This is a genomic window from Streptomyces sp. NBC_00252 (assembly GCF_036187565.1).
In the GTDB taxonomy this organism is placed as follows: Bacteria; Actinomycetota; Actinomycetes; order Streptomycetales; family Streptomycetaceae; genus Streptomyces.
In genome coordinates, this window is record NZ_CP108087.1 from 6,794,310 (window position 1) to 6,807,240 (window position 12,931).

The 12,931-nt window shown below is 69.2% G+C and carries 13 protein-coding genes; 10 read left to right on the forward strand and 3 right to left on the reverse strand.

From position 1 onward, the window contains the following. Positions 1–4: 4 nt before the first annotated feature. A complete protein-coding gene (locus OHT77_RS30070; protein ID WP_328831544.1) occupies positions 5–577 on the reverse strand; it encodes a class I SAM-dependent methyltransferase in 573 nt (190 codons plus the stop codon). Positions 578–757: 180 nt separating this feature from the next. Then, positions 758–1,687, reverse strand: coding sequence for a class A beta-lactamase (gene bla / locus OHT77_RS30075; protein WP_328834384.1), 930 nt, complete (start codon positions 1,685–1,687; stop codon positions 758–760). A 195-nt stretch (positions 1,688–1,882) separates the two neighbouring features. On the opposite strand from bla, the gene OHT77_RS30080 reads away from it, so the two are divergent. Next, positions 1,883–3,025: an abortive phage infection protein gene (locus tag OHT77_RS30080; protein WP_328831545.1), complete on the forward strand. Its 1,143-nt coding sequence runs from the start codon at positions 1,883–1,885 to the stop codon at positions 3,023–3,025. A gap of 21 nt (positions 3,026–3,046) precedes the next feature. On the opposite strand, the gene OHT77_RS30085 is transcribed toward OHT77_RS30080, so the two are convergent. After that, complete coding sequence (locus tag OHT77_RS30085; RefSeq protein ID WP_328831546.1) at positions 3,047–3,574, reverse strand: GNAT family N-acetyltransferase; 528 nt, start codon at positions 3,572–3,574, stop codon at positions 3,047–3,049. Between the two features lie 275 nt (positions 3,575–3,849). Between OHT77_RS30085 and OHT77_RS30090 the strand changes: the two genes are divergently transcribed. The 9 genes from OHT77_RS30090 to OHT77_RS30135 all read left to right on the forward strand — a co-directional run bounded on the left by OHT77_RS30090 (position 3,850) and on the right by OHT77_RS30135 (position 12,928). After that, positions 3,850–4,614, forward strand: a complete 765-nt coding sequence (locus OHT77_RS30090; RefSeq protein ID WP_328831547.1) for an SCO2525 family SAM-dependent methyltransferase — start codon at positions 3,850–3,852, stop codon at positions 4,612–4,614. Between the two features lie 84 nt (positions 4,615–4,698). Then, positions 4,699–6,540, forward strand: coding sequence for an SCO2524 family protein (locus OHT77_RS30095; RefSeq protein WP_328831548.1), 1,842 nt, complete (start codon positions 4,699–4,701; stop codon positions 6,538–6,540). 3 nt (positions 6,541–6,543) lie between these two features. Beyond that, positions 6,544–7,461: an SCO2523 family variant P-loop protein gene (locus OHT77_RS30100; RefSeq protein ID WP_266768473.1), complete on the forward strand. Its 918-nt coding sequence runs from the start codon at positions 6,544–6,546 to the stop codon at positions 7,459–7,461. Further along, entirely contained in the window at positions 7,458–8,441 is a 984-nt protein-coding gene (locus OHT77_RS30105; protein WP_328831549.1) for an SCO2522 family protein, read from the forward strand. Before OHT77_RS30100 ends, OHT77_RS30105 begins: the two co-directional genes overlap by 4 nt. Before the next feature lies 1 nt (position 8,442). After that, positions 8,443–9,411, forward strand: coding sequence for an SCO2521 family protein (locus OHT77_RS30110; protein ID WP_328831550.1), 969 nt, complete (start codon positions 8,443–8,445; stop codon positions 9,409–9,411). A gap of 171 nt (positions 9,412–9,582) precedes the next feature. Beyond that, complete coding sequence (locus OHT77_RS30115; protein WP_328831551.1) at positions 9,583–10,527, forward strand: hypothetical protein; 945 nt, start codon at positions 9,583–9,585, stop codon at positions 10,525–10,527. Positions 10,528–11,002: 475 nt separating this feature from the next. Continuing rightward, positions 11,003–11,218, forward strand: coding sequence for a hypothetical protein (locus tag OHT77_RS30125; protein ID WP_266768467.1), 216 nt, complete (start codon positions 11,003–11,005; stop codon positions 11,216–11,218). Positions 11,219–11,289: 71 nt separating this feature from the next. Further along, positions 11,290–12,039, forward strand: coding sequence for a DNA repair protein RecO (gene recO, locus OHT77_RS30130; RefSeq protein ID WP_328831552.1), 750 nt, complete (start codon positions 11,290–11,292; stop codon positions 12,037–12,039). 43 nt (positions 12,040–12,082) lie between these two features. Further along, positions 12,083–12,928, forward strand: a complete 846-nt coding sequence (locus OHT77_RS30135) for an isoprenyl transferase (protein WP_328831553.1) — start codon at positions 12,083–12,085, stop codon at positions 12,926–12,928. Positions 12,929–12,931 lie beyond the last annotated feature (3 nt).

The following is a 12,931-nucleotide window of genomic DNA, read 5'->3' on the forward strand; positions in this document are numbered from 1 at the left end:
GGCGCTACACCTTGCGGGCCCGGAAGCGCAGGCCGCCGCTCTCCGGATGCAGGTCGGCCACCGGGTCCGTGAAACCCGCCCGCTCCAGCCTGGCCGGGAGGGTCGCCGGATCGAGGGTGTTCATCGTGTCCCGGAAGTGCAACACCCGGAAACGGAAGCCGGGTTGGCTGTCACTGCCCGCGAACACCCCGCCGGGACGCAGCACCCGGAACGCCTCGGCGAAAATCCGGTCCTGGTGGGCGGCCGTCGGCACATGGTGCAGCATCGTGAAACACACGACGGAGTCGAACGCGGCCTCGGGCAGCGGCAGTTCGGCCCCGTCCGCGTGCAGCACGGTGGCCCGCCCGCCCCACTGCGACCGGAGCAGCCGCGCGGTCTCGGCGTCGATCTCGGCGGCGGTGAGACGCTCCACCTGGTCGACGAGGACGCGGAGGTTGGCGCCGTAGCCGGGGCCGATCTCCAGTACGTCCGCGCCGAGTTCGACGTGTTCGAGGGCCCAGGGCAGGATGCGGTCCTTGGTCGTCTGCGCCCATCCCTCGGAGCTGCACAGCCTGCGGTGGGCTCGGTTCATCGGCATACGACGACGCTAGGCCGGGCGGGCGGTTGTCCGCCACGGGCGGGGCTGCCGTGTCCTGTCGCGGAACGGACAGCGCCGCGCGGGGTGTGCCTCGGCGAGTTCCTTCACGACGGCGTTCCACCGGGCGATCGGGGTCACGCCGAGGCAGTACTTCCCGCGCTCGCGGCGGCAGGTGCCGTGCTAGCTGACCGCCGCCGCCACCAACTTGGCCGTGTCGGCGACGAGTTGGTTGTCGTACGGCCCGTCGGGCAGCGTCGGCTTCGTGGTCAGGACCGCGAGGACGACCGGGTCACCGGCCTCCGTCCAGGCGATGCCGACGTCGTTGGCGGTGCCGTAGTCGCCGCTGCCGGTCTTGTCGGCGATCGTCCAGGTCGCGGGGAGCCCGGCGCGGAAACGGGCGGCGCTGGTCGTGTTGTTGAGCAGCCAGGCGGTGAGCCGGTCGCGGTCGGGGCGGCGCAGGGCGTCGCCGAGGACGAGCTTGCCGTAGGTGCCGGCGATCGCGCGCGGGCTGGTGGTGTCCGTGATCCGGTCCGGCTCGGCCGAGTTGAGCTCGGTCTCCCAGCGGTCGAGCCGGGTGACCCGGTCGCCGAGGGAGCGGGCGAAGCGGGTGATCGCGGTGGGGCCGCCGAGTTCGCGCAGGAGCAGGTTGCCCGCGCCGTTGTCGCTGTAGCGGATGGCCACGTCGGCGAGCTGCTCGATCGTCATGCCCTCGGCCAGGTGCGCCCGGGTCTGGTCGGAACCGTCGACCAGATCGGCCTCCGTGTAGTGCACCACCCGGTAGAGGACCTCGCCGTGCCGGTCCAGGTCCCGCAGGACGGCCGCGGCGGCGAGGGTCTTGAACGCCGAGCACATCGGGAAGAGTTCGTCGGCACGGTGCACGACGGTCTTCTTCGTACCGAGGTGATGCGCGAACACACCGACACGGGCGCTGTGTTGCTCCTCCAGGGCGCGCAACCCGGCGCTGATGTCGGTACCTGTGCCCGGGCCCGTCCCCGCGCCCGTGTTGTCCGACGCCTGCGCGGCGGTGGAACCGGCGAGGAGGGTCGCGGCGGTGGCGGCACCGGCGGTGAGGAGGGTGCGGCGGGTGGCGTTGCGGGCCGTAGGGGACATGGGGGCCGTACGGGTCGTAGGGGTGGGGTCCGTAGGGGTCGTGGGGGACTGTTCGAAGCCTGAGATCACTCTCTCCTTTGTTCGCTGTCCGGCAACGATCTCTGCAGTGATCGACGCGAGGGCTCATACCTTGGTTGCGTCGCCGTGGACCATCGGCGGACACCGGGACCGGTCCGCGCTCGGCACAGTGGGTCCATGGCGAACACACAGGGGATCACTCGGGGGCGGTTCCTCACGGGCGCGCTGGCCCTCGGAGCGGCGGGCGCGCTGCTCCCGTCCGGGCAGGCGACAGCGGTGGCACGACCGCACGCGGCACACGGCCGCCGGCCCGGCCTGCGCCGGCACGGCGTCGTCTACACGGTCGGCGAGGGCGAGACCCCCGCGACCGCCTGGAGCACGCGCCGGATGCGCGCCGACCTGCGCGCCATCCGTGACGGACTGCACGCCGACACGGTCGACGTCACCGGCGACGGCGTGGACCGCCTCACCGCCACCGCCGCCGAGGCCGCCGAACTCGGCCTGCACATCTGGCTCCAGCCCACCCTCGCCGACCTACCCGAGCGCGACATCCTCGAACACCTCGCGGAGACCGGCCGGTTCGCGGAACGCCTCCGGCGCCAGGGCGCGAGCGTCGACTTCAGCGTGGGCTGCGAGTTCTGGCTCTTCGTCCCCGGCATCGTGCCGGGCGCCACGGTCCTGGACCGCGTCCAGAACATCCTGAACGGCACGTTCGACCCCGCCAGGATGCAGCGCAGACTGAACGCGTTCACCAAGAAGGCGGCGACACTGGGCCGCTCCGTCTTCCACGGCAACCTCAGCTACGCGGCGGCCCAGGACGACGAGGTCGACTGGGGTCTCTTCGACATCGTGGGCATCGACTACTACTCGTACTTCCCCCGACGAGCCGATTACGTCCGGGAGTTGAAGAGCTACCAGCGCTGGGGCAAGCCCGTGACGATCACCGAGTTCGGCACCTGCGCGTACAAGGGCGCCGAGAAGACGGCCGGCATGGGCTGGAACGTCGTCGACTACGACAAGGACCCGGAGGAGATCAAGGGCCACCTCGTCCGCAGCGAACACACCCAAGCGACGTACGTCGTCGACCTGTTGGACGTCTTCGCATCACTGAACCTCTACGGCGCGATGGCCTTCGAGTTCGTCACCCCGGACGCCCCGCACCGCGCCCACGACCCACGCCACGACCTCGACATGGCGAGCTACGCCATCACCAAGACCATCAAGGACCGCCCGTACGACCCGAGTTCACCGTGGCACTGGGAACCGAAGGAGGCGTTCCGGGCGGTGGCGGGGCGGTACGCACGGGCGTGCCGCCCCTGACCCCGGTCCGTCGCCCGCGCCTCACATCCCCAGCGTCATGATCAGCCGGTCCTCCCCGGGCCCGAAGTAGTCCTTCTCCACGCCTTCCTCGGACGAGAAGCCCAGCGACCGGTACAGCATGATCGCGGCGGCGTTCGTCGGCTCCACCGTCAGGCGGACCTGGTGGACGTGTTCCGTGCGCAGCCGGCGCAGGGCCTCGGCCATCAGACGGCGACCGAGGCCGCGGCCCTGGAGGTGAGGGGTGACGGCGAGGCTCATGATCCAACTGACGTAGCCGTCAGAGGTGTTGACGAACACGACGTACCCGAGCAGCCCCTCGCCGTCGTCCAGGACGAGGATGCGGTCGCCGTGGATGTCGACCAGTTGTCTGAGCACGACCAGGGGGTACGGCTCCTCGGGGAAGGCCTCCCTGTCCACCCGGAGCAGCTCGGGGAGATCTGCCACGGTGACGCCCCGCAGGGTCAGCGGGCGGTCCGCGCGGTCGGCGAAGAATGCCTGGTCAGCACGGCGCCCTACAGAAGGGAAACGTTCCTCCGGAAAAGCTGCCATGCTGCCCCCTGAGAGTGGGAAGTCAATTGCGCGTTGACACTCGTACGGGTGGTACGGGCGAGACGCGTGCGTCCTGCCTTTCTGGTGTGTTCAGCAGGGTTCCACCCATCTTGAGTGGGGCAATCCGGCAGTTCAAGGCCGAATCCGGTCGCATGAATGTATTCACCACGATGCGCCCCCCGTGCGCCCCGAGGGCGGCTGCGGGTTGGCGTGGATTGCGCCACGAAATTGACGAGTGGTGTACGTCGCGCCGGTGATGTTGCTAGTGTGGGCTGGTGAAAAACGCGGAAGTCGCCTGGAGCGCGTTCGATTCGATCGCATATGTAGATCACAATTACAGTGACCTGCAGGCGGAGGACGCCGAGATCCTGACCATTGTCAGGGATCATTTCGCGGGCCATTTCCGGAATCAGGGCGTCGGCCCGGTCTACGGTATCGACGTGGGCGCCGGCGCCAATCTCTACCCCGCGCTGTCCATGCTCCCGTGGTGCGACGAGATCACCCTCTTCGAGCGCTCCCCCTCGAACGTGGCCTACCTGGAGAGCCAGGTCGGCTCCTACGCGCGGAACTGGGACCAGTTCTGGGGCGCCCTGCGGGGGAACGAGGACTACGCCGCCTTTGAAACCGACCCCCGCGCACGGTTCCGCGAGGTCGTCAAGGTCGAGCAGGGCAACATTTTCGGTCTCGAACGCTTCGGCGGCCGGTGGTCCATGGGCACGATGTTCTTCGTCGCCGAGTCGATGACCTCCTCGTACCAGGAGTTCACCCTGGGCGTGGAGCGTTTCATGCGTGCACTTGCCCCCGGTGCTCCCTTTGCCGCCGCATTCATGGAACACTCCAAGGGTTATCACACGGGTGAGCAGTTCTTCCCCGCGTGCGACGTGGGGGAGGGCGAGGTGCGGGAGAGTCTTGAACCATTCGCGGACGAGTTCAAGGTGCAGCGGCTGAAAAGCGCGGCCGTGGTGCGGGACGGATATTCGGGAATGATCCTCTCCTACGGCTGGCGCGGGAATTCGGACGCACAGGTTCCGATCGGCTGACAGGGCGGCCGACCGGTGAATCTTCACAACAGAAGAGGGATATTCCTCGGCTGAGGGCAGTGCGGTCTGTGTGAGGGGCATGGAATGGAGATCAAGCCGCGGCAGCATCTGCTGGACATCTGGCAGGCGGTCGCCCGCTACTCCTTCGACGGGGGTCAGTGGGCATGGGGGAAATGGGGCGGTGAGAGCAGCGTCGCCGACGCCGAGCGGCTGCTCTGCCTGCTGTACCCGGCGACCGAGCTGCCCTCGTTCCGGCTGGACGACCCCGACACCACGCTGACCGACGTACAGCAGACGCTGAAGCGGGCGGGCGGACGGCTGGAGATTCCGGCCAACCTCGTCACGGCCGCCGTCGAGTTCATGCGCACCCACACGGACGACAAGAGGCCCACGTTCGCGGGCGGTTACTACTTCCAGTCCCGGGACAAGGAGCAGGACCTCACCGAGGAGCAGCGCCAACTCGGCGTCACCGACTCGTTCTCGATGTCCATCACCCTCTGTCTCGCCCTGCTCGGCTTCCTCAAGGTCTACGAGTCCAAGACCCGCCGCGGTGACATGCAGGAGACGATCCGCGAGCTGAAGATCGCGACCAGCAACCGCCTCACCGCCGCCATGGTGAGCCTGCTGCGGTCCTTCACGGTCAACGTCTACGACACCGACTCCTCCCAGGGCCAGACGCTCTGCGAACTGCTCGGCCAGGGGCAGTTGTCGACGCGGCAGGTGCTGGAGCAGTTCCAGCGCCGGTTCCGCCCGCTGCGCGCCGCGATCATCGAGAGCTTCATCCTCGGCGTCGACGTCCAGGAGGCCCTCAAGGACGAGAGCCAGCTCTTCGAGTGCGGCTGGGCCTGGAGCCTGGTGCGGGACGCGCCCGAGGTGGAGACCGACGAGGCCATCGGGCCGCAGCCCGGCGGCGTCGCCAACCCGGTGCCGTACCTCTACTTCACGGTGGTCGCGCTCGACGGCATCCAGGACCTCTTCTCCGACCGCACCCTGACCCTGGGCCTGCTCAACGCCGAACAGCAGAAGCTCGCCGAGGCGCTGCGACTGCGCTGGGAGATCACTCAGCAGTACTGGTCGCGCATCGCCCGCTTCGACGGCGACCGCTGGCCCCTGGAGGACATCCCCTGGCGTACGACGGGACAGCGGCTGGAGTCGGAGTACTTCTCGCTCTCGGTCGCCGCGATCCTCGTGCACGACCTGATGCGCCGCCGGGCCACCGACGACGACCTCACCCGCACCGTCCGCGTCATGGAACGCCTCGCCGAGCGCGGCCGGATCACCAGCCGGATGACACGCGACGACCCGATGATCCAGCTCCACAACCCGGGCGTCACCCTGCCGCTCCAGGGCGGCGGCACCATCGGCCCGCCGATGGACTGGACGATGAGCGACTTCTCCGCCCAACTCCTCAAGCGCACAGTCCAGTTGTGCACGCTCTCCCGCAACCTCACCGCCCACGACCGGCTGCTCAGGCTGGCCGAGGACATCTTCGGCCATGTGTGGCGGCGCCGGATGGGCGAGGGCGAGGGCGTCGGCCTGTGGGACAACGTGCACGCCATCTACCCCGAGACCTCCCTCACCGAGGGCCCGGTGTCCTGGAGCATCACCGAGCGGGTCACCGAGGTGATGGTCCAGGTCCACAACATGTACGCGCAGCCACCGATCCGCAGCCTCGAACTCACCGAACTGGCCAAGGCGTTGCTCAGCGAGTCCACCCACCTCCTGGGCAACGAACAGATGGCGCCCGCCCCCAACTCCGACGGCAAACGGGGCATGCAACTCCGCGGCATCGAAGTCAAGCTGCGCCGCGCCCGCGCCCTCATCGACGAACAGCCCGGCACCGCCTACTCGTTGACGCTCGACGTGCTGGGCCAGCTCGACGCACTCGCCCGTGCCCGCGAAGCCGCCGCGGTCCAGGGAGTGTGAGCCGTGCTGATCTTCGCGGCCTCCGACAAGGGAGGCACGGGCCGCTCCGTCACCAGCGCCAACCTCGCCTACCAGCGGGCGCTGACCGGTGACGACGTCTGCTACCTGGACTTCGACTTCGGCTCGCCCACCGCCTCGGCCGTCTTCGACGTGCCCGAAGCCCGCACGGCCGCCGAGGACCGCGGACTGCACTCCTACCTGATAGGCGAGATCAGCGAACCCGTCCGTATCGACGTCTGGGCCGACACCGAACACCGCGTCCTGCGCAACCAGCCGCCCGGAGCGGGCCGGTTGATCCTCATGCCGGGCGACCTCAGCGGCGGCGAGTTCGCCACCTCGGGCGACAACCTGCGCCGCTGCGTGGACCTGCTGCTGCGCCTCAACAGCGAGTTCGACCTGATCGTCGTCGACCTCAGCGCCGGCCGCAGCTACGCCGTCGACATGGTGCTCGCGGCCACCTCGCAGCGCGCGATGAGCGGCGTCCAGGCCCGCTGGCTGGTCTTCCACCGCTGGACCCGCCAGCACGTGGAGGCCGCGGCCAGCCTGGTCTACGGCAAGCGCGGCATCCTCGCCGGAGGGGTCGCCCGCGGCCACGACGAGGACGCGCTGCGCGGCGCGATCCGCTTCGTGCGGGCCGCCGTACCCGATCCCGACTCGGCGCTGTGGTCGCAGGCCACGCCCACCCAGTCGGCGTGGATGGAGCAGTGCGACACCGAGCTGAAGCACCTCGCCTCGCACCACGGCATCGGCTACAGCCAGGTGCTGGGCTCGGTGCCGCTGGAGCCGGTGCTGCAGTGGCGGGAGCAACTCATCACCGACGAGGACGTGTTGGACAGCCAGATCGCCACCATGGAGACCTGGCAGGCGCTCAGCGACCTCGCGGCGCGGCTGACCGACGACAAGTACTGGGAGGAGGCATGACGGACGCCGTCTTCCGGGAGACCACCGCTGATCCGCGCACCCAGTCGGTGCCGTTGGCCCATCTCTCCCTGGAGCTGGGCCACTTGTACATGGAGGATTTCGAGGCGGGCCCCGAGCGGCTGCGCGAGCACTTCGCCGAGGTCCGCATCTGGGTGGACGCCGCCCGCGCGTCCGCCGCCCGCCGCACCGGCGGCAAACGCCCCCGGATCAGCACCTGTTTCCTCATCGACGACTACTTCAGCCGCTTCTCCACCCCCGCCGAACTCGTCCCGCTGGTCCTCGAAGAGGCCGAGAAGGCCGGCCTCGTCATCGACTACCTCGCCCGCGAGTCGGGCTGCGCGGTCGCCGACCGCATCGAACTGGCCGAGTCCGTCATGCACCGCCTCGTCGAGTCCCCGCCGCCCGGCAGCCACGGCTCCCGCCCGCCGGTCAGCCAGACCGGCTGGCTCGCGAACGGCGAGCGCACCACCCCGACGCGCAGCGCCCTGGCGGAGATCGTCACCTGGCAGCCCCCGCACGAGACCGCCGCCCGCAACCACTCCGTCTTCATGGACGTCGAGCTGTGGTCGGAGACGGACAGGGGCCGCCTGTGGTCCTGCCCGTTCCTCGCCGCCGTATGGCAGTTGGCCCGCCTCGGTCTGCTGCGGCACCTGGGCGAACCGGTGCTGGTCCCGCAGCCCTGGACCGGCGGGGACTTCCCGCGCGACTGGGACCGGCTGCCGCCGCTGCTCCAGGTCAGCGACACCCGCGTCCCGTTCAGCGCGTACCGCACCTGCACGCTGATGGCGAACCGCTTCGTCGCCGTGGAGGACGCCGTACGGCTCATCCTCGACCAGGTGGACGTGGACTCCGTCGCCCTCGAACAGGTCGCCAAGCGGTCCGCGGGCGAGGGCGTCGCGGTACCGGAGGCGGTGGCCCAGCGCGCCACCTACGTGTTCTACGAGGAGCCCGCCAACCCGGCTGCGCAGGACGGGACGTGACATGACGACCCCAGGACGGCCCACCCGCTCGGTCCTCGTCTGCGGCGAGGTGCGCACCGGTCTGCTGCCGTCCTTCCAGGCGCTGGACGGCCGCGCCGCCGCCCAACTCCTGCGGCTGCGCGCCGACGAACACGTCCGCGTCTCCGAGCGGCCCAACCTCTACGCCCTCTCGCCCGAGGTCCTCACGGGCGTGGACTGCCGGCTGCCCACCGCGAACGGCGCCAAGGTCAGGGCCGTCGGTACAGTCGCCGCCCGCGCGGCGCTCACCGAGGGCCGGGTCCTGCAGTCCACCGCCTATTTCAGCGCCCCGGCCGCCGGACCCGACGTACGCCGGCCCTGGGGGCACTACCTCGTCCGCCCCGGGGTCGTCGAACCGTTCGGGAAACTGCCCGAACAGGCCACCGCCGAGGGCGTGTTGCGGGGCGGTGGGCGCGGCGAGCTGGACCTCGGGATGATCGCCGAGGGGCTGCTGGCGCAGCTGGTGCGCCACCCCCTCCTCGACCACAAGGCGCCCTTCAAGTCCCGCCGCACACACCTGCGTTGGGCCGCACGTCGGGCACCCGAGGCCGAGGACGCCTCCCTGGACCGCTTCACGCTGGCCGAAGACGGCCTGCGGACGGTCGAGTTGAGAGTCCCCGAGGGCACCGAGACGGCCGCGGTCGCCGGGCTCTGCGAAGACCTCGCGTTGCACGACTGGCTTTTGACGACGGTGGTGCACATGCTGGAGAACAGCCGACTCGGTGCGGCGGACGGGCCCGCGGCGGTCCTGGCGCTGCGCCCGGCCGTGGATCACCTGCTGCATCTGTGGATGCCGCGCGCACACGTGGACCGCACGCTGGGACACCTGTGGGACGTACTGGAGCGGGAACCGGGCTTCAGCCGCCAATGGGAGAACCTTCGCCAGCGTATCCGGGACCAACTGGCCATACAGGCCATTCCGTTGCTGCACCAGGCGCTGAGCACGCGCTGACGGGGCGGCACGAACCGCATATCCGACGGGGGAGAGGCTCACATGAACGGAGTGACGACAACAACAGGGGCGGGACCAGGGGCCGTTCCACAGCAGGACCAGGTCCAGCGCGGATCGAGGCTGTTCATCAGGACGGGGTTCGCCGTCTTAGCGGGAGTGGCCGCCTTCTTCGTGACCAACGTCCTCAACGAGAACGACGGCGACCTGTGGCAGTGGACGATGTCCATCGTCCTCGGCTGCGCGACGCTGATCGTGCAGCTGCTCGTGGACTTCGGGGAGCGGCTCGAGGCCGTCCAGGAGAGCCAGAAGCGGCGCATCCGGGACATGAAGGACAGCCTGTCCAGCCACCACACCGAGATGCGCGCGGCGGTCGACGAGAGCTTCGCGAAGATCAACGCCGCGACGGAGCTGTACAGCAAGGTCGACGGCTCGGTGCTGCGCTCCGACGAGGTGACCCGGCTGGTGCTGGGCTACACGAAAGTGGGCGAGCAGGGCGCGGACATCGTCAAAGCCTTCGCCGAGGAGGAGCTGGGCCGCCTGGCACTCCTGATGGAGAGCCTCGGCAACGGCACGGCTGACTGCCCCGGCGAGAACCACGAGTGGCTGATCGACCTCACCAAGTGCGTCAAGCGCACTCTCTACGCCACCAGCACGTCCGTCGACCGCGACTTCTGGTCCAGCGAGCCCGCCCGGCGCTATCTCGCCGCCCAGGAGACCGCCATCAAGTCCCGCAGGGTGGAGATCCGGCGCGTGTTCCTGGTCGACGAGGAGTCGGAGGTCACCAGCAGCCTCCGCCAACTCTGCGAAAGACACCGCAAGTTCGGCATCGACGCGCGTATCGCGGTCCGTGCCCTCCTCGAACCCACCGCCCAGATGAACTCGCTGAACGACTTCATCGTCTTCGACGGCGAACTCTCCTACGAGACCGAGCCCGACATCCGCGTCATGCCCGCCAAGACGACCCTGAAGATGACCCACGAACACGTCGAGGAACGCATCAACCGCTTCACCGTGCTGTGGGAGGCCACGGAACCGGACCACGCCCCGGAACCGACCCCCGAGCCGGACGAGGGAAGGACGGTCGCCCACCCGGCCGGACCACGCCGGCAGCCCTGACCGCGGCGGACGTTCGGACGGCCTCGGCGCCGTCCGTGTGATGCCCGCAGGGGACGCCCTGATCGTCCCGAGCGTGACCCGGCGCCTGATCCGGGACTTCGTTGCGCCCCGCCCCGAACTGGCCGGAACGGGCCGGTGGTCGGCGTGCGCTTTTGCGGTGGTGCTCGGAAAGTGGCGTCGGATTTCGGAATCCCGTCAAACCGGTTGGACGGCATTGTTCGTGATTTCCGAAAGGCCTGTTCGAACGGCGTCGATATCTCTTCCGGACTGCCCGCCGTGAACCCTTGGCCAACGCCAACACCCTTGAAAGATAACGCACTTGTGGTCGACAGACTCCTGCCGAGTGTAGGGCCGGCAAGGGGTCGTGACGTGCAGAAGCGTGAAAGTCGGAAAGGGAGGGGAGCCAGCTGTGGGCACACTGATCGGAGGCGAAGGACACCTTGGTGGAATTGCGGATTCGGGTGCGAGGAGAGCGATGAAACCGTCGGTCGGATCGGTCGCCATGGACACCCGTACCGGACGAGTGGGCATCGTCATGGGGCATGAGGGGCCTTATGTTCAGCTCCGCCCGTACGGCGGCGGACGGGAGTGGGACGTCGAGCCGGCCGCCGTGCGGGACGCGACCCCGGCCGAGCGGCTGAGCGCGGCGACCGCCTATGCGAACGCACGGAGCCGCGGTGAGGTCCCTTGACGTGTCTCCGGACATCCCGGACGCCCCGGACGCGTCGTAGGGCCACAGGGCCGTAGGGGACAATGGGCTCCATGAGTCTGTTCCGCGACGACGGCATCGTGCTGCGCACCCAGAAGCTGGGTGAGGCGGACCGGATCATCACGCTGCTCACCCGGGGGCACGGGCGGGTGCGCGCGGTGGCGCGCGGGGTGCGGCGGACCAAGTCGAAGTTCGGGGCGCGGCTGGAGCCGTTCTCGCACGTGGACGTCCAGTTCTTCGCGCGGGGCAGCGAACTCATCGGCCGCGGGCTGCCGTTGTGCACCCAGAGTGAGACCATCGCTCCGTACGGTGGCGGGATCGTCGCCGACTACGCGCGGTACACCGCCGGCACCGCGATGCTCGAGACCGCCGAGCGGTTCACCGATCACGAGGGCGAGCCCGCCGTGCAGCAGTATCTGCTGCTGGTGGGCGGGCTGCGGACGCTGGCCGGTGGCGAGCACGCACCGCATCTCATCCTCGACGCGTTCCTGCTGCGTTCCCTCGCCGTCAACGGCTACGCGCCGAGCTTCGGGGACTGCGCGAAATGCGGGATGCCCGGTCCGAACCGGTTCTTCTCCGTGGCGTCGGGCGGGGTCGTCTGCGTGGACTGCCGGGTGGCCGGGAGCGTCGTACCCTCACCGCAGGCCCTGGAACTCCTCGGTGCGCTGCTTACGGGAGACTGGGAGACGGCGGACGCGTGCGAGGCGCGGCATGTGCGGGAGGGCAGCGGGCTGGTGTCCGCCTATCTGCACTGGCATCTGGAGCGCGGACTGCGCTCGCTGCGGTACGTCGAGAAGTCGTAGCACGTCGTAAGAGACAGCAAGAGGCAAGAGGAGCGAGAAGCACATGGCCGTACGCGGGATCCTGGGGCGCCAGCGGCGCGAGTACACGGCGCCGGAGCCGCACCCGTCGGGGGCCACCGCGCCGAAGCTGCCGGGTGAGCTGATCCCCAAGCACGTGGCGATCGTCATGGACGGGAACGGCCGGTGGGCCAAGGAGCGCGGGCTGCCGCGCACCGAGGGCCACAAGGTCGGCGCCGAGCGGGTGTTGGACGTGCTGCAGGGCGGTGTGGAGATGGGCGTCGGCGCGATCTCGCTGTACGCCTTCTCCACCGAGAACTGGAAGCGGTCGCCCGACGAGGTGCGCTTCCTCATGAACTTCAACCGCGACTTCATCCGCAAGACCCGCGACACCCTCGACGAACTCGGCATCCGGGTGCGGTGGGTGGGCCGTATGCCCAAGCTGTGGCGGTCGGTCGCCAAGGAGTTGCAGATCGCGCAGGAGCAGACCAAGAACAACGACGCGCTCACGCTCTACTTCTGCATGAACTACGGCGGCCGGGCCGAAATCGCCGACGCGGCAAAGGCGTTGGCCGAGGACGTGCAGGCCGGCCGGCTCGATCCGGCCAAGGTCGACGAGAAGACCTTCGCCAAGTACATGTACTACCCGGACATGCCCGAGGTCGACCTCTTCCTGCGCCCCAGCGGCGAGCAGCGCACCTCCAACTACCTGATCTGGCAGAGCGCTTACGCCGAGATGGTCTTCCAGGACGTCCTGTGGCCCGACTTCGACCGCCGCGACCTGTGGCGAGCCTGCGTCGAATTCGCCCAGCGCGACCGGAGGTTCGGCGGCGCGGTCCCGAACGAGAAGCTGCTGGAGATGGAGAAGAACATGCGGGGCGGTTCTCTTTAGCCG